We start from the raw sequence: 17038 nt of genomic DNA, 5'->3' as shown, positions 1-17038 counted from the left end.
CCTTATTCCGTTTGAGCCGGGGTGTGTTCCCCGATCAGTGCGTTGTGCAGGGTGTGCCAAGCCAGCGTGGCGCATTTGACCCGGGCGGGGAATTCGCGCACGCCGGTGAGCACGGCGAGCTTGCCGAAGTCGCGCTCGGGCGGGATGTCGGTGAGCAGGGCGTGGAAGTCCTTGAACAGGGCCTCGACCTCGGCCACCGTCTTGCCCTTGACCGCTTCGGTCATGAGCGAGGCGGAGGCGGTGGAGATGGCGCAGCCGTGGCCGACGAAGCTCACGTCTTCGATCATGTCGTCCTTGACCCGCAGATACACCGTGAGCTGGTCGCCGCACAGCGGGTTGTGGCCGTCGGCATGGCGGTCGGCCTCGGGCATGTCGTGGAAGTTACGCGGCTGGCGGTTGTGATCGAAGATCACCTCCTGGTAGAGCTCGCGCAGGTTGCCGTCCATGGTGTTCATCGTTTGGGCCTCGTGCCGAACAGGGTTTGCGCCTTTTCGATGGCGGCGACCAGCGCGGCAATGTCAGTTTCATTGTTATAGACCGCCAGCGAGGCGCGCGCGGTGCCGGGGATGCCGAAGCGGGTCATGAGCGGCATGGCGCAGTGGTGGCCGGCGCGGATGGCCACGCCTTCGCTGTCGAGAATGGTGCCCAGGTCATGCGGGTGAATATGCTCGATGACGAAGGAGAGGATGCCGATCTTGTCCGCCGCGGTGCCGACCATGCGCAGGCCGGGGATCGCGGTGAGTGCGGCGGTGGCATGCTCAAGCAGGGCATGCTCGTGCGCCACGATGGTGTCCATGCCAAGGCCTTGCACATAGTCGATGGCGGCGGCCAGGCCGACGGCGCCGGCGATGTTGGGGGTGCCGGCCTCGAAGCGTTGCGGCGCCTCGGCGTAGGTGCTGCGCTCGAAGCTGACGGTGCGGATCATGTCGCCGCCGCCGTGCCAGGGCGGCATCTCGGCGAGCAGCCGGGCGCGGCCGTAGAGCGCGCCGATGCCGGTCGGGCCGTACAGCTTGTGACCCGAGAACACATAGAAGTCGCAGCCCAGCGCCTGTACGTCGACCGCCTGGTGGGCCACCGCCTGCGCGCCGTCGACCAGCACCACGGCGCCGACCGCATGGGCGCGCTCGACCATGCGGGCCACCGGGTTGACGGTGCCCAGCGCGTTCGACACATGGGTGATGGCGACCAGCCGGGTGCGCTCGCCCAGCAGGGCATCGAAGCCGTCCTGCTCGACCTCGCCGGCGTCATTCACCGGCGCCACCTTGAGCACCGCGCCGGTCTGCTCGCACAGCATCTGCCAGGGCACGATGTTGGAGTGGTGCTCCAGCGTGGTGATCAGGATCTCGTCGCCGGCCTTGAGCGTCTTGCGCCCCCAGGTGTTGGCGACCAGGTTGATGGCCTCGGTGGTGCCGCGAGTGAACACGATCTCGTCGGCCCGCGCGGCGCCGATGAAGCGCTGCACCGTGACGCGCGCGGCGTCGTACAACTCGGTGGCGTGCTGCGACAGCCAGTGCACGCCACGGTGGATGTTGGCGTTCGACTCGCGATAAAAGCGCGCCTCGGCCTCGATCACCGCATTGGGTTTTTGCGTGGTGGCGCCGTTGTCGAGGTAGGCCAGGCGGCGGCCATGCACCGGCCGGGCGAGGATCGGGAAGTCGTCCGCCGCCGGCAGCGCGGTGGCCGCCGAGGCGCGGAGCGGGTCAGCAACGGTGTTCACAACAGTTCCTCCAGCAGTTCGCCGCCGGGCAGGCGCGCCATCAACGCGGCGCGCGCCTGCTTGCGCAGCGGCGCCAGGTCGATGCGGTCGAGCGCTTCGGTGGCAAAGGCGTAGGTGAGTAGCCGGCGGGCATGGGTTTCGTCCAGGCCGCGGGTCTGCAGGTAGAACAGGCTGTCCTCGTCGATCTGGCCGACCGTGGCGCCGTGGCTGCACTTGACGTCGTCCGCATAGATCTCCAGCTCCGGCCGGGCGTCGGCCTCTGCCTGGCGCGACAGCAGCAGGTTGTCGCAGCGCTGCATGGCGTCGCTGCGCTGGGCGTCCTTGGCGACGATGACGCGCCCGGTGAACACCCCGCGCGACAGCCCGTCGAGCAGGCCGCGGTAGAACTCGCGGCTGGTGCCGCGCGGCTGGGCGTGGTCGATGCGGGTGTGGTGGTCCACATGGCGCCGGCCGTCGAGGTGATAGAGCCCGTTGAACAGCGCCTCGCAGCCCTCGCCGTCGAAGCGGGTGCCGATGTCGTGGCGCGCCAGGCGGGCACCGAAGGACAGCGAGTGCGAGGCGAAGCGCGCGCCGCGCCCCTGCACCGCGTCGATGCGCGCCAGGTGTACGGTCTGCTCGGCTTCCTGCTGCAGTTTGAGATGGGTGAGCCGCGCGTCGGCGTCCACCTGCAGACGGGTGACCGCGGTGGTCAGCGTGCTGGCCTCGCCGCTGCCCAGGTAGTGCTCGACCACCGTGGCTTCGCTGTTGGCCTCGGCGACGATCAGGTTGCGCAGGTGGCGGCTGGCCTCGTCGGCGCCGGCGATGAACACCAGATGCACCGGGGCCTCCAGCGTCACGCCGCGCGCCAGGCGCAGCCAGGCGCCGTCGCTGGCCAGCGCGGCGTTGAGCGCGGCCGGGCTGTCGCCGTCCTCATGGCTGCCGAAGGCGGCTTCGACCGCTTCGGGATGCGTGGCCAGCGCCTCGGCGAGGCTGCTCAGCTGGGCGCCGGCGGGCAGGGGGCCGATGTCCGACAGGGCTGCGTCGAAGCGGCCGCCGACGAACACCAGCCAGTGGCCGGCATCTTCACCGCGCAGGCGGGCGAGCGCCGCGGCGGCATCGGGGGCGACGCCGGCCGGGGCGAAGTCCTGCTGGTCCATGAAGGCCAGCGAGGTGTGGTTCCAGCGCGGATGGCGGCGGGTCGGCCAGCCTTCGTCGGCAAAGCGGTAGATGGCCTGCCGGCGGATGTCGGCCAGCCAGGGCAGCTCGGCGCCCGGCAGCACGGCCGAGTGGGCATGGTAGTGGGCCAGCCAGGTGTCGACGTCGCTCATTGCGCGCCTCCTGCCGGCTCGGGCGCGGAATGCACCTCGCCACTGTCGCCGATCCAGCCGTAGCCTTTTTCTTCCAGCTCCAGCGCCAGTTCGCGGCCGCCCGAGCGCACGATGCGCCCGTGCGAGAGCACGTGCACCTGGTCGGGCACGATGTAGTCGAGCAGGCGCTGGTAGTGGGTGATGACGATCAGCGCGCGCTCGGGCGAGCGCAGGCGATTGACGCCGTCGGCCACCACCTTGAGCGCATCGATGTCTAGGCCGGAGTCGGTCTCGTCGAGGATCGCCAGGCGCGGTTCGAGCAGCGCCATCTGCAGCACTTCGTTGCGCTTTTTCTCGCCGCCGGAGAAGCCTTCGTTCACCGCGCGGTAGAGGAATTCCTCCTTCATGCCGACGGCCTTCATCTCGGCCTTGACGCGGGTGAGGAAGTCCATGGCATCGAACTCGGGCAGGCCACGGTGCTTGCGCACCGCATTGACCGCCGCCTTGAGAAAGTAGGCGTTCGACACGCCGGGGATCTCGACCGGGTACTGGAAGGCAAGGAACAGACCGGCGCGGGCGCGCTCTTCGATCGGCATGGCGAGCAGGTCGTGCTCGTCCCAGGTGACCGAGCCGCCGGTCACCTCGAAGGCATCGCGCCCCGCGAGCACCTGCGCCAGCGTGCTCTTGCCCGAGCCGTTGGGGCCCATGATGGCGTGCACTTCGCCGGCTTTCACATGCAGGTCCAGGCCCTTGAGGATGGATTTGCCTTCGACCGAGGCTTGCAGGTTGTTGATATCGAGCATATTTAGTTCTCCAAGGGGGCTGCTGACATGGTTTTGGACATCGCGCTCATGGCGGTTTGGTTGCAGGGCAAGGCGCGCCGACGCTGCTTGGGTGGCCCCCAAGCGAGGAGGCGCAACGCAGCCATGCGACCAAACCGCCTTGAGCCCGGAGGGTTGTGCCCAAACAGCCTGCATGCCGGGTGGTAGCCTTCGTCGGAGCGTACGACGCTCCGCCGTTTGGTGTGGGGTATTGGGGCGCTGTTTGGGCGCAACGCGATGTTCAAAATCATGTCGGCAGCCCCCATTAACCGATGCTGCCTTCGAGGCTGACACCGAGCAGTTTTTGCGCCTCGACGGCGAATTCCATGGGCAGTTCCTTGAACACCTCGCGGCAGAAACCATTGACGATCATCGACACCGCGTCCTCGGCGGTCAGGCCGCGCTGCATGGCGTAGAACAGCTGGTCTTCGCCAATGCGCGAGGTGGTGGCCTCGTGCTCGACATGCGCCGTGGGGTTGCGCGCCTCGATGGTCGGGAAGGTGTGGGCCGCGCACTGGTCGCCGATCAGCAGCGAGTCGCACTGCGTGTAGTTGCGCGCGCCCTCGGCCTTGGGGCTGACCCGCACCAGGCCGCGGAAGGTGTTGCTGCCGTGGCCGGCCGAGATGCCCTTGCTGAGAATGGTGCTGCGGGTGTTGCGGCCCATGTGGATCATCTTGGTGCCGGTGTCGGCCTGCTGGCGATGGTTGGACAGCGCCACCGAGTGGAAGTCGCCCACCGAGTCGTCGCCGCGCAGGATCACGCTGGGGTATTTCCAGGTGATCGCCGAGCCGGTCTCGACCTGCGTCCAGGAGATGTGCGAGCGCGCGCCACGACAGTCGCCGCGCTTGGTGACGAAGTTGTAGATGCCGCCCTTGCCGTCCTTGTCGCCGGGGTACCAGTTCTGCACCGTGGAGTATTTGATCTTGGCGTCGTCGAGCGCGATCAGCTCCACCACGGCGGCGTGCAGCTGGTTTTCGTCGCGCATCGGCGCCGTACAGCCTTCGAGGTAGCTGACCGAGGCGCCTTCCTCGGCGATGATCAGCGTGCGCTCGAACTGCCCGGTGTCGCGGGCGTTGATGCGGAAGTAGGTGGACAGCTCCATCGGGCACTTGACGCCTTTCGGCACGAACACGAAGGAGCCGTCGGAGAACACCGCCGAGTTGAGCGCGGCATAGAAGTTGTCGCCCTGCGGCACCACGGTGCCGAGGTATTTGCGCACCAGCTCCGGGTGCTTCTGCACCGCCTCGGAGAAGGAACAGAAGATGATGCCGTGCTCGCCCAGTTCCTTCTGGAAGGTGGTGGCCACCGACACCGAGTCGAACACCGCATCGACCGCCACGCCGGCCAGGCGTGCGCGCTCATGCAGCGGCACGCCGAGCTTGTCGAAGGTTTTCAGCAGCTCGGGGTCGACCTCGTCGAGGCTCTTCGGACCGTCCTTTTTCTTCGGCGCGGAGTAATACACGATGTCCTGGAAGTCGATCTCCGGGAAGCTGACCGCGGCCCATTTGGGCGGCGTCATGGTCAGCCAGTGGCGATAGGCCTCGAGGCGCCATTCGAGCAGGAACTCGGGCTCCTTCTTCTTGGCCGAGATCACGCGGATCACGTCCTCCGACAAGCCCTTGGGCAGGGTGTCGGCCTCCAGCAGGGTCTCGAAACCGGCGGAATATTCCTGGTCGAGAAAGTTGGTGATCGGGCGGTTGGCCGGTGCGGTGGCGGTAGCGGTTTTCATGGGTGACGTCTCCTGTGGGCTACGGCGTCGATTTGCGTTCGGGGGTGCGGCGGAGGAGCAGCGCCTCGGTGGCCAGGGGCGTGGGTTGCACCATGTCGGCCAGGCTCACGTCGTCGAGCACGCGGCGCACCACGGCATTGATGCGTTGCCAGTTGGCCCGGATGCGGCAATCGCCTTCGATGTCACAGGTGCCCGCGGTGGCGCTGCATTCGGTGAGGCCGAAGGGCTGGTCCTCGAGCGCGTCGATGATCTGCGCGACGCTGATCTCGGTCGCCGGGCGGGCCAGCGCATAGCCGCCATGGGCGCCGCGCACGCTGCTGACCAGCTCGTGGCGGCCGAGCGCCTTGAGCACCTTGCTGATGGTCGGGGCGTTCAAGTGCAGCACCTGCGCCAGTTCGGTGACGCTGAACAGGCGCTCGGGAAAGCTCGCCAGGTGCGTCAGCACCAGCGTGCCGTAGTCGGTCAATTTACTTACGCGCAGCATGTGGATTCCTTTCGCCCATCGCAGTGAGCGGGTGGCGATCATCGGTCTGCCGACGGGCTGCCGCGGCCGGGCGATCCGCTCCGCCGTGCGCCACGAGCATGGACACCGTCTCCGGCGGAAGGCCGAAGTAGCGGGCCGAAACGGTCAGCAGGCGATCGAGGGCCGGAGCGGGGGGCATGGGTTTCTCCGTCGGGTGTTGCGTTTAAATAAGACTATATTAGTCCTATTTTAGATGTCAACTCGCCGATGCCCTTTTTCTGTGCCGGGCGATCGGGCTGAAATCCTTTCTGGTATTGGGGTTTTTGGGTGTCCGGCGGCTACGCCGACGGCATCGTCAGGGTGGCGCGCAGGCCGCCCAGCGGGGAGATGTCGAGGCGCAGGTCGCCGCCGTAGACCCGTGCCAGTTCGTGCGCGATGGCCAGCCCCAGGCCCGAGCCCGGCGTGTGCTCGTCGGCGCGCACACCGCGCGCCAGCACCGCGCTGCGCTGGGCCTCGTCGAGGCCGGGGCCGTCGTCGTCGATGTGCACGACGAGCTGGCCGTCGGCGGTGGCGGCGGTGATGCTGACCTGGCGGGCCGCCCACTTGCAGGCGTTGTCGAGCAGGTTGCCGAGGATTTCCTGCAGGTCCTGCGCGTCGCCGCGGCAGGCCAGGGTGTCGGCGACATCCGCCATCGCGATGTGCAGATCGCGCTCGGCGTGCAGGCGGCGCATGACGCGGATCAGCCCGTCCAGCACCGGGCGCAGCGGCGTGCGCAGGCCGGGCTGCTGCACGGCCACGGCCGCGCGGGCGCGGGCCAGGTGGTAGTCGACCTGGCGGCGCGCGTCGCCGACCTGTTCGTCGACCAGGCGGGCCAGTTCGGAGGGGTCGTTGCGGGCGGCGTTGGCGAGGATGGTCAGCGGCGTCTTGACCGCATGGGCGAGGTTGCCGGCCTGGGTGCGGGCGCGCTCCACCATGGCTTCGTCATGGGCCAGCAGGGTGTTGAGCTCGTCGACCAGGGGCTGCACTTCGCGCGGGTAGTCGCCTTCGAGGCGGCGCGTGTGCCCGTCGCGCACGGCGCCCAGCGCCTGGCGCATGCGCCCGAGCGGGGCGAGGCCGATGCCGACCTGCAGCACCGCCGCGGCGCCCAGGCCGAGGGCGAGCACGCCGAGGGCGATGGCCAGCAGGGTGGCGAACTCCTCGACCGGCTCGTGGATCTGGCGGGTGTCGAGGGCGACGATCAGGCGGTAGGCGGTGTCGGGCTGTTCGGCGGGGCGGATCAGGCGCTCCATCAGGCGCACGCGGCTGGCGTCGGGGCCGTCGACATCGTGCACATGCACCTCGCCGTCGGCGAGTGTGTCGGGCGGCACGCTCAAGGCCGTGTCCCACAGCGAGCGGGAGCGCAGCAGGCCGATGGTGCCGGCCGGGCCGCCATCCACCTGCCAGTACAGGCCGGCATAGGGGCGACTCAGGCGCGGGTCGGACAGCGGCATGCGCAGCGTTGCGGTGCCGTCCGGGGCGATTTCAAAGAGCGCGGTGAGTTGGTCGAGGTGGCCGTGCAGTTCGGCGTCGACCCGCTCGCGCACATGCTGGCCGAACAGGTCGGCCAGCAGCACGCCGGTGATCGCCACCGCGGCGAGGATCCACACCAGCGAGCCGGCGAGCAGGCGCAGGCGCAGCGAGCGGTGCATGGCCGGGCGGGCGGGCACCGGCGGTGTCGCCGTCATGCCGGCGCGACCAGCCGGTAGCCGAGGCCGCGCACGGTCTCGATCATGCCCTCGGGCAGCTTCTTGCGCAGGCGGCCGACGAAGACTTCGATGGTGTTGGAGTCGCGGTCGAAGTCCTGCGCGTAGAGGTGTTCGGTCAGCTCGGTGCGCGAGATGACCTTGCCCGGGTGGTGCATGAAGTAGGCCAGCAGGCGGTATTCGTGGCTGGTGAGCGAGACCGGCCGGCCGTCGTCGGTGAGCTGGCCGCTGCGGGTGTCGAGGCTCAGCGGGCCGCAGGCGAGCAGCGCGCTGGCATGGCCGCCGGCGCGGCGGATGAGGGCGCGCAGGCGGGCCAGCAATTCGGCCATGTGGAAGGGCTTGGTGAGGTAATCGTCGGCGCCGGCGTCGATGCCGGCCACCTTCTGGTGCCAGTCGTCGCGCGCGGTGAGGATCAGCACCGGCATCGTGCGCCCGGCGCTGCGCCATTTGCCGAGCACGGTGAGGCCGTCCATCTGCGGCAGGCCGAGGTCGAGCACCACGGCGTCGAAGGGCTCGGTATCGCCGAGAAAGTGCGCGTCGAGGCCGTTGTCGGCGCGGTCGACCGCGTAGCCGGCGTCGGTCAGCGCATCGGCCAGCTGGCCGGCGAGGGTGGGTTCGTCTTCGACCACGAGGATGCGCATCAGCGGTGACTCCGTTCGTGGCGCTTGCCCCGCACTTTCAGGATGCGGGCGTCGGCGGCGTCCACCTCGAGCTTGAGCAGCCGGCCGTCGGGCTGCACCAGCTTGATCTCGTAGATCCAGCGCATGTCTTCGTCCTCCAGTTCGACTTCCAGCACCTTGCCCGGATAGTCCTGCGCGACCCGCGTCAGGATGGCCGGCAGCGGCAGCACCTGGCCGGCGTCGAGGGCGCGGCGGGCGCGGTCATGGTCGCTGTCGGCCAGGGCAGGGGCGATCAGCGCAAAGCTCAGCAGCAGGGCAGGTGTCCAGCGCCGGTGTCTCATGGCGGGTCTCCGTGTCGATATGCCCATTTTCTACCCCGGTGAAGCTGAACGGCGGATGAATGCGGGCTTCAGGATCGATTCAGGTGCCGCTGCGCACACTGCAAGCCATGACGAATCCCGTGCATGCCTCAAGGAGACGATGATGCAGCGACCCCTGATCGTGATGTTCCTGGCCGCCCTGGCCGCGATGCCGGCGGCCAACGCCGCGCCCCGCGACGACATTCTCGCCGGCTATGCCGCACAGGCCAAGGCGGACGACGCGGCCTTCGGCGGTTTTTCGGCCACCCGCGGCGAGGCGCTGTATCGCGACCGCCATGGCGGCGGCAAGCCGGATACGTCCAGTTGCACGAGTTGCCATGGTGACAAAACCCGCGCCGCGGGCCGCACCCCGGTCGGCAAGGCCATCGATCCGGTGGCGGTGTCGGTTGCGCCGACGCGCTACACCGAGCCGGCCAAGGTCGAGAAATGGTTCCGCCGCAACTGCCGCGAAGTGCTCGGGCGCGAATGCACTGCCCGCGAGAAGGGCGACTGGCTCGCCTTCATGATGACCCAATGAGTCGGGGAGACCGAGATGACTACCGTGATTCGATCGATCGTTGTGGGCGCCGTGCTGTTTGCCGCCGGCGCTGTGATGCTGAGCCGAGCGAAAGCCGGCAGCGACGAGTTCTTTCCGCCGGTGACCGATCCGCTGACCCGCCAGGAGTGCGGCGGCTGCCACATGGCCTTTCCGGCCGGGCTGCTGCCGGCGCGCTCGTGGCAGAAGGTGATGGGCGAGCTGGACAATCACTTCGGGGATGACGCCAGTGTCGATGCGGCCACGGCCAGACAGATCAACACCTATCTGATGGCCCATGCCGCCGACAGCGCCGGCAATGGCGGCATGCACCGCTGGTTGCGCGGGGTTTCCGCCGCGGCCGCGCCGCAGCGCATCACCGAGTTGCCCAAGTGGGTGCGCGAGCACCGCGAAGTGGCGCGCAGTGACTGGACGCGCAAGGAGGTGGCCAGCAAGGCCAATTGCGTGGCCTGCCATGTGGATGCCGAGCGCGGCTATTTCGAAGACGATTGAGCCCCCGCTGCGCGGGGCGTAACCTGATATTGAACGAGGCGAATGTCATGAAAACCTTTCTCGCCCTCTATATCGCCGGCGTCGGCCTGATCTGGACCCTGGCCGGCGCCGAGCCGGCCCAGGGCGCCGGCAGCCTGCCGTGGATGCTGCGTCACCAGGCGCTGTATCTCACCGGCCTGTGGGCCTTCTCGCTGATGTCGCTGGTGATGGTGCTGGCGACCCGCCCGGCGTGGCTGGAGCGCGCCTTCGGCGGGCTCGACAAGATGTACCGCACCCACAAGTGGGCCGGCATCCTGGCCATCGGCTTCGCCGCGCTGCACTGGATGGTGGAGATGTCCGACGACATCATCAAGGCGCTGTGGGGCCGCGCCGGACGGCTACCCAAGGAACACGGTGACGGCGTCTTCGAGGCGCTGCGCGACATGGCCGAAGAACTCGGCGAATGGGCCATCTACGCGCTGCTGGCGATGCTGGTGCTGACGCTGTGGAAGCGCTTCCCCTTCCACCTGTGGCGCTACCTGCACAAGGCCATGCCGGTGCTCTACCTGATGCTGGCGATCCATGCTGCCTTCCTGGCGCCGGTGGTCTATTGGTCGCAACCGGTGGGCTGGCTGCTGGCAGCGATGGGCGCCGCCGGCTCGGTCGCGGCGCTGATGGCGCTGCTCGGCCGCATCGGCCAGCGACGCCGCCATGCCGGCACCGTCGAAGCGGTGACGACGCCGGCCCCCGGGCTGACCGAAGTGGTGTGCCAGCTGCCGCGCTGGCCGGGGCACCGGGCGGGGCAGTTCGTCTTCCTCAACTTCGATCGCTTCGAAGGGCCGCACCCCTTCACCATTGCCAGCGCCGACACCGGCGACGGGCGGCTGCGCTTCGAGATCAAGGCGCTGGGCGACTACACCGAGTCGCTGGCCCGCCGGGTGCAACCGGGGCAGGCGGTGACGGTCGAGGGGCCGTATGGCTGCTTCGACTATCGCCGTGCCCGCAGCGGTGCGCGCCAGATCTGGGTGGCGGCGGGGGTGGGCGTCACGCCCTTCCTGGCCTGGCTGGAGCGCCTGCAGGCTAGGCCCGAGACAGCGCCCGCGGCCGACCTGTATTACTGCGTGCGCAACCGCGACACCGACCCGTTGGTGGCTCGTGTGACCGCGCTGTGCGAACGCCTGCCGGCGGTGCGTCTGACAGTGATCAGCACGGATCGCGAAGCACCGCTGAGCGCCGGGCAACTGAAGGTGAACGGCGCGGCCGACGTGTGGTTCTGCGGCCCGAAGGCCTTCGGGGCCGCCTTGCGCAAGCAGCTCGGCCGCTGGCGGGTGCGCTTCCATCAGGAGGCGTTCGAGATGCGGTGATGCGTCCCTCCGTAGGGCGGGTTTCAACCCGCCATGGCCGGCTGAAGCCGGCCCTACGGTGGGGCGGTGATTCGCCCGGATCAGCTGCCGCAGGCCTGGATCAGGAACTGGCGCAGTGCCTCGGCCGGTTCAGACAGCTTGGCGTCCTTGGGCCAGATCAGGCCGACTTCCATGTGCGGCACGGCGTCGAGGATGGGGCGCGCTTCGATCTTCTTGCCCTCCAGCGACCACGGCCGATAGGCCATGTCGCTGAGGATGGTGACGCCGAAGCCGTGCGCCACCATGCCGCGCACCGCTTCCATCACGCTGGTGCGGAAGGCCACGCGCGGCTCCAGGCCGTTGTCGCGCCAGAAGCGGCGGTTGGATTCCTCGCCGCCATCGACGGTGAGCAATATGTAGGGATGCTCGGCGATGTCGGCCAGCGAGGGGTAGGGCGTCTGCAGCACCGGGTGGCCGGCGGCGGCCCACAGCTGGCGGCGCGAGCGCATCAGCACATGGTGGCCGAAGCGCGCCGGGTTTTCGACATTGGACAGCACCACCACGCCCAGCTCCAGCTCGCCGGCCTCGACCGCGGCTTCGACCTCGAGCCGGCTCATGTCGTGCAGGTCGAGATCGACATCCGGATAGGTGGCGCGAAAGCGCGAGAACAGCGGTGGCAGGAAGTAGCCGAGCACGGTGTAGGTGGCGGCGATGCGGATGCTGCCGGTGAGGTGGTCGGCACTGAAGCGCGGCTCGCGCAGGGCGTCCTGCACCGAGTCGAGGATGTTGCCCGCGTGCTGGTAGAAGCGGTGGCCCTCGGCGGTGAGCACCACGCCATGCGGCTGGCGCTCGAACAGCTTCACGCCGAGGCGCTCTTCGAGCAGCAGGATGGCGTTGGTGATGGCTGACTGCGAGACGAACATCTTGGCCGCGGCCATCGAGAACTGGCCGGTTTCGGCGGCGGCGGTGAAGTAGCGCAGCTGGCGGAGCGTGATCTCACTTGCCATTCGTTTTTTTGATACCGGAATAGAATTCTTGTGATTTTACGATAGCCGATCGACTTCCTATCATTTCGCGAAACGACATAAAGACCCTGACCACACGATGGAGGAGACGGTCGATGAACGCACCCCACAAGGATGCAGAAGCGGTCGCATTGCGCGAAGTGACTTTGAACGACAAATATACGCTGCCCAGCGGCCGCGTCTATTTGAACGGTACCCAGGCGCTGGTGCGCCTGCCCATGATGCAACGGGCCCGTGACGAGCGCGCAGGGCTGAACACCGCCGGCTTCGTCAGCGGCTACCGCGGATCGCCCTTGGGCAACGTGGACCATGAGTTCTGGCGGGCGAAGAAATTCCTCGAACCGAACCACATCACGTTCCAGGCCGGTATCAACGAAGACCTCGCCGCCACCGCGGTGTGGGGCACCCAGCAGGTCAATCTCGACCCGAACGCCAAGTACGATGGCGTGTTCGCCATGTGGTACGGCAAGGGCCCGGGCGTGGACCGCACGGGCGACGTGTTCCGCCATGCCAACGCGGCGGGCACCTCGAAGTTCGGCGGCGTGCTGGCCATTGCCGGCGATGACCATGCCGCCAAGTCCTCGACCCTGCCGCACCAGACCGAGCATGTGTTCAAGGCGCTGATGATGCCGGTGCTGGCCCCGGCCGACATCCAGGAGTACCTGGACATGGGCATCCATGGCTTTGCCATGTCGCGCTACTCCGGCTGTTGGGTGGCCTTCAAGGCTCTCGCAGATACCGTCGAGACCTCCGCCTCGGTGAACGTCGATCCCTTCGCCGTCGAGACCGTCATCCCGACCGATTTCCCGATCCCGGCCGACGGCCTCAACATCCGCTGGCCCGATCCCCCGCTGGTGCAGGAAAAGCGCCTGCTGCATCACAAGCTGTATGCCGCGCTGGCCTATTGCCGCGCCAATAAACTCAACAAGGTCGTCATCGACAGCCCGACCCCGCGCCTGGGCATCGTCACCAGCGGCAAGAGCTACCTCGACGTGCGCCAGGCGCTGGAAGACCTGGGCATCGATGACGCCGTGGCCGCCAAGATCGGCCTGCGCCTGTACAAGGTCGGCATGGTCTGGCCGCTCGAAGCGGAAGGCGTGCGCGAGTTCGCCGAGGGGCTCGAAGAGATTCTGGTGATCGAAGAGAAGCGCCAGTTCCTCGAATACCAGATCAAGGAAGAGCTCTACAACTGGAGCGAGTCGGCCCGCCCGCGCGTGATCGGCAAGTTCGACGAGAAGGGCGAGTGGTCGCTGCCGCACAGCGAATGGCTGCTGCCGGCGGCCGGCGAGCTGACCCCGGCGATGATCGCCCGTGTCATCGCCGCGCGCATCGCCCGCCACTACACCTCCGAGCGCATCGCCGCGCGCCTGGCCTTCCTCGAAGCCAAGGAGGCGGCGCTGGCCAAGCCGAACCGCGCCATCGCGCGCATTCCGCACTACTGCTCGGGCTGCCCGCACAACTCCTCGACCAAGGTGCCCGAAGGCTCCAAGGCGCTGGCCGGCATCGGCTGCCACTACATGGCCACCTGGCTGTCGCCCGAATCGACCCAGACCTTCTGCCAGATGGGCGGCGAGGGCGTACCCTGGGTCGGCCAGGCGCCGTTTACCGAAACCCGGCATGTGTTCGCCAACCTGGGTGACGGCACCTACATGCACTCCGGCCTGCTGGCGATCCGCCAGTCGATCGCCGCGGGTGTGAACATCACCTACAAGATCCTCTACAACGACGCGGTCGCCATGACCGGCGGCCAGCCGCACGACGGCCAGCTCTCGGTGCCGATCATCGCCCGCCAGCTGGCGGCCGAGGGCATCCACAACCTGGTGGTGGTCACCGACCAGCCCGAGAAGTACGCCGGCGACGTCGGCCTGCCGCACCACACCCCGATCCGCCATCGCGACGAGCTGGACGCCGTGCAGCGCGAGCTGCGCGAGATCGCCGGCGTGACCGCGATCATCTACGACCAGACCTGCGCGGCCGAAAAGCGCCGCCGCCGCAAGCGCGGCAAATTCCCCGATCCGGCCAAGCGCGTGGTCATCAACGACCTGGTGTGCGAAGGCTGCGGCGACTGCTCGGAGAAATCCAACTGCATGTCGGTGATGCCGGTCGAGACCGAGTTCGGCCGCAAGCGCACCATCGACCAGTCGTCCTGCAACAAGGACTTCTCCTGCCTCAAGGGCTTCTGCCCGAGCTTCGTCACCATCGAAGGCGGCGCGCTCAAGAAAGGCAAGGCCGCAACCCCGGCCGAGACGATGTTCGCCAAGCTGCCCGAGCCGGTGCTGCCGGGCACGGCGGCGCCTTGGGGCCTGCTGATCACCGGCGTCGGTGGCACCGGCGTGGTGACCATCGGCGCGCTGCTGGGCATGGCGGCGCACCTCGAAGGCAAGGGGGTGTCGGTGCTCGACATGGCCGGTCTGGCGCAGAAGGGCGGGGCGGTGTGGTCGCATGTGCGCATTGCCGACAAGCCCGAGTCGCTCTACGCGGCGCGTGTGGCGGCCGGCGAGGCCAACGCCGTGATCGGTTGCGATCTGGTGGTGACCGCCTCGGACGAGTCCATCGCCAAGATGCGCGCCGGGCACACCCGCGTGGTGATCAACAGCGACAAGAGCAACACCAGTGACTTCGTGCGCGGCTTTGCCGCCCAGGCGCGCAGTGGCGACGTGCAGAAGTACCCCGACCCGCAGTTCCCGCAGGACGGCATGGAAGCGCGCATCGCCGACGCGGTCGGTGAAGACCATGCCGACTTCCTGAACGCCTCGCACCTGGCCACCACCATCATGGGCGACGCCATCGCCACCAACCTGTTCATGCTCGGCTACGCCTGGCAGAAGGGCCTGGTGCCGCTGACCCGCGAGGCCATCGTGCGCGCCATCGAGATCAACGGCGCGGCGGTCAAGGCCAACATCACCGCCTTCCAGTGGGGCCGTGCCGCGGCCGTGGATATGGCCATGGTCGCCAAGGCCGCCCAGCCCGCGCATGTGCCGGCGCACCACCAGCTGTCGACCACGGTCGACGAGGTGATCAAGCGTCGCAAGGAACAGCTCACTGCCTACCAGAACGCGGCCTATGCCGAGCGCTACCTGGCGCTTGTGAACAAGGTGCGCAAGGCCGAAGAGGCGGTGTCGCCGGGCATCACGCTGCTGACCGAAGCCGTCGCCCGCGGCTACTACAAGCTGCTCGCCTACAAGGACGAGTACGAAGTGGCCCGCCTGTACACCGACAGCGACTTCCTCCAGCGTGTCGAAGACCAGTTCGAAGGCGACTACAAGCTCGTCTTCCACCTGGCCCCGCCGCTGCTGGCCGACAAGGATGCCGCCACCGGTCATCTCAAGAAGCGCAGCTACGGCCCGTGGATGCTCAAGGCCATGCGCCTGCTGGCCCGCTTCCGCCACCTGCGCGGCAGCGCGCTCGACCCCTTCGCCCGCAGCGCCGACCGCAAGCTGGACCGTGCGCTGATCGCCGAGTACGAAGCGCTGATCGACACCGTGCTGGCCGGCCTCAAGCCGAGCAACCACGAAACGGCGGTCGAGCTGGCCAACCTGCCGGACCAGATGCGCGGCTTCGGCCATGTGCGCGAGCGCTATGTCGAGCATGCCCGCCAGCAGCAGAAGACGCTGGTGGCCCGCTTCGAAGGCAAGGCCACGCTGGGCGAGGCCCAGGTGCTGCGCCACATCCCGACGAGCAAGACCGCGGCCTGATCCCGGCCACCCCTGAATCGCGGCCCGCCCGCCCAAGTCGCCACAAGTGACGGCGGCGGGCGTGCCGCATCCATTCGGCGCCCCCACACCGGGCGCCCGACCCAGAAGGAAGGAGACCCACCATGTCCGTATTTTCCCTGCGCGATTTCGCCGACCATGAGCAGGTGGTGTTCGTCAGCGACGACGCCAGCGGCCTCAAGGCCATCATCGCCATCCACAATTCCAACCTCGGCCCGGCCCTCGGCGGCTGCCGCATGTGGCCCTATGCCAGCGAGGAAGAGGCGATCCGCGACGTGCTGCGCCTGTCGCGCGGCATGACCTACAAGTCCGCCCTGGCCGGCCTCAAGCTCGGCGGCGGCAAGTCGGTGATCATCGGCAACCCGCGCACCGACAAGACCCCGGCGCTGCTCGACGCCTTCGCCACCGCACTCAACCGGCTCAACGGCCGCTACATCGCTGCCGAGGATTCGGGCACCAGCGTCTCCGACATGAAGTACCTGGCCGAGCGCACCGCGCATGTGGCCGGCATCGTCGACAAGCCCACCGATGGCGGCGGCACCCGCAGCGGCGATCCCTCGCCGGCCACCGCGCTGGGCACCTTCGTCGGCATCAAGGCCGCGGTCAAGGCGCAACTGGGCCGCGATTCGCTCGACGGCGTGCGCGTGGCCGTGCAGGGCGTGGGCAACGTCGGCTTCGATCTCGCGCAGCAACTGCATGCGGCCGGCGCCCAGCTGTGGGTGACCGACATCCACAAGGACAACCTGATCCGTGCCGGCGCCGAACTGGGCGCCACCGTGGTCGCCCCCGACGCCATCTACGGCCTGGATGTGGATGTGTTCGCCCCCTGCGCGCTGGGCGCGGTCATCAATGACCAGACCATTCCCCAGCTCAAGGCCCGCATCGTGGCCGGCGCTTCCAACAACCAACTGGCCGAGGCCCGCCACGGCACCGAGCTGATGCGCCGCGGCATCCTCTATGCGCCGGACTACGTGATCAACGCCGGCGGCATCATCGACGTGTACTACGAGCGCACCGGCTTCGACCGCGCGGCGCTGCTCAAGCATGTCGAAGGCATCCATGACACGCTGCTCGAGATCTTCGACCGTGCCCGTCAGGAAGAACGCCCGACCGGAGAGGTCGCCGACGCGATCGCCGAAGCCCGCTTCAAGCGCTGAGAATCTTCCCCCGGCCGGATCGCGACATCACCAACA

At 68.2% G+C, this 17038-nt stretch carries 15 protein-coding genes; 5 read left to right on the top strand and 10 right to left on the bottom strand.

Annotated features, from left to right (window positions below):
- Nucleotides 1-2 precede the first annotated feature (2 nt).
- The 9 genes from sufU to I8J34_RS16850 all read right to left on the bottom strand — a co-directional run bounded on the left by sufU (nucleotide 3) and on the right by I8J34_RS16850 (nucleotide 8719).
- Nucleotides 3-455 (bottom strand): Fe-S cluster assembly sulfur transfer protein SufU, encoded by a 453-nt coding sequence (sufU, locus tag I8J34_RS16890; protein ID WP_214362809.1) that lies wholly within the window; start codon nucleotides 453-455, stop codon nucleotides 3-5.
- Nucleotides 452-1717: a cysteine desulfurase gene (locus I8J34_RS16885; RefSeq protein ID WP_214362808.1), complete on the bottom strand. Its 1266-nt coding sequence runs from the start codon at nucleotides 1715-1717 to the stop codon at nucleotides 452-454. Before I8J34_RS16885 ends, sufU begins: the two co-directional genes overlap by 4 nt.
- Entirely contained in the window at nucleotides 1714-3024 is a 1311-nt protein-coding gene (sufD, locus tag I8J34_RS16880; RefSeq protein ID WP_214362807.1) for a Fe-S cluster assembly protein SufD, read from the bottom strand. The genes I8J34_RS16885 and sufD overlap by 4 nt, the downstream gene beginning before the upstream one ends.
- The gene (gene sufC / locus I8J34_RS16875) at nucleotides 3021-3806 is read right to left on the bottom strand and encodes a Fe-S cluster assembly ATPase SufC (RefSeq protein WP_214362806.1); all 786 of its coding nucleotides are present in this window, start codon (nucleotides 3804-3806) and stop codon (nucleotides 3021-3023) included. Before sufC ends, sufD begins: the two co-directional genes overlap by 4 nt.
- Before the next feature lie 283 nt (nucleotides 3807-4089).
- Nucleotides 4090-5553, bottom strand: a complete 1464-nt coding sequence (gene sufB, locus I8J34_RS16870) for a Fe-S cluster assembly protein SufB (protein ID WP_214362805.1) — start codon at nucleotides 5551-5553, stop codon at nucleotides 4090-4092.
- Nucleotides 5554-5572: 19 nt separating this feature from the next.
- Nucleotides 5573-6037 carry an SUF system Fe-S cluster assembly regulator gene (locus I8J34_RS16865; protein ID WP_230411882.1) on the bottom strand — a complete coding sequence of 155 codons (465 nt, stop codon included), beginning with the start codon at nucleotides 6035-6037 and terminating at the stop codon, nucleotides 5573-5575.
- A gap of 317 nt (nucleotides 6038-6354) precedes the next feature.
- Complete coding sequence (locus tag I8J34_RS16860; RefSeq protein WP_230411881.1) at nucleotides 6355-7740, bottom strand: ATP-binding protein; 1386 nt, start codon at nucleotides 7738-7740, stop codon at nucleotides 6355-6357.
- Complete coding sequence (locus tag I8J34_RS16855; RefSeq protein ID WP_214362804.1) at nucleotides 7737-8399, bottom strand: response regulator transcription factor; 663 nt, start codon at nucleotides 8397-8399, stop codon at nucleotides 7737-7739. Before I8J34_RS16855 ends, I8J34_RS16860 begins: the two co-directional genes overlap by 4 nt.
- The gene (locus I8J34_RS16850) at nucleotides 8399-8719 is read right to left on the bottom strand and encodes a PepSY domain-containing protein (protein ID WP_214362803.1); all 321 of its coding nucleotides are present in this window, start codon (nucleotides 8717-8719) and stop codon (nucleotides 8399-8401) included. Before I8J34_RS16850 ends, I8J34_RS16855 begins: the two co-directional genes overlap by 1 nt.
- Nucleotides 8720-8861: 142 nt before the next feature.
- Between I8J34_RS16850 and I8J34_RS16845 the strand changes: the two genes are divergently transcribed.
- From I8J34_RS16845 to I8J34_RS16835, 3 genes are read left to right on the top strand one after another with little or no spacing between them, the layout of a single operon-like run.
- Nucleotides 8862-9275: a DUF1924 domain-containing protein gene (locus I8J34_RS16845; RefSeq protein ID WP_230411880.1), complete on the top strand. Its 414-nt coding sequence runs from the start codon at nucleotides 8862-8864 to the stop codon at nucleotides 9273-9275.
- Between the two features lie 15 nt (nucleotides 9276-9290).
- Complete coding sequence (locus I8J34_RS16840; protein ID WP_214362801.1) at nucleotides 9291-9785, top strand: diheme cytochrome c; 495 nt, start codon at nucleotides 9291-9293, stop codon at nucleotides 9783-9785.
- A gap of 47 nt (nucleotides 9786-9832) precedes the next feature.
- Entirely contained in the window at nucleotides 9833-11128 is a 1296-nt protein-coding gene (locus I8J34_RS16835) for a ferredoxin reductase family protein (protein ID WP_214362800.1), read from the top strand.
- 80 nt (nucleotides 11129-11208) lie between these two features.
- Here I8J34_RS16835 and I8J34_RS16830 read toward each other — a convergent pair whose 3' ends face one another.
- Complete coding sequence (locus I8J34_RS16830; protein ID WP_214362799.1) at nucleotides 11209-12114, bottom strand: LysR family transcriptional regulator; 906 nt, start codon at nucleotides 12112-12114, stop codon at nucleotides 11209-11211.
- 113 nt (nucleotides 12115-12227) lie between these two features.
- Here I8J34_RS16830 and I8J34_RS16825 point away from each other — a divergent pair, with 113 nt between their 5' ends.
- A complete protein-coding gene (locus I8J34_RS16825) occupies nucleotides 12228-15827 on the top strand; it encodes an indolepyruvate ferredoxin oxidoreductase family protein (RefSeq protein ID WP_214362798.1) in 3600 nt (1199 codons plus the stop codon).
- A gap of 122 nt (nucleotides 15828-15949) precedes the next feature.
- The gene (locus I8J34_RS16820; RefSeq protein ID WP_214362797.1) at nucleotides 15950-17002 is read left to right on the top strand and encodes a Glu/Leu/Phe/Val dehydrogenase dimerization domain-containing protein; all 1053 of its coding nucleotides are present in this window, start codon (nucleotides 15950-15952) and stop codon (nucleotides 17000-17002) included.
- The last annotated feature ends 36 nt before the right edge of the window (nucleotides 17003-17038 follow it).

The organism is Denitromonas iodatirespirans (assembly GCF_018524365.1).
Lineage (GTDB): Bacteria > Pseudomonadota > Gammaproteobacteria > Burkholderiales > Rhodocyclaceae > Nitrogeniibacter > Nitrogeniibacter iodatirespirans.
This window is presented reverse-complemented; position numbering and strand designations above follow the sequence as displayed.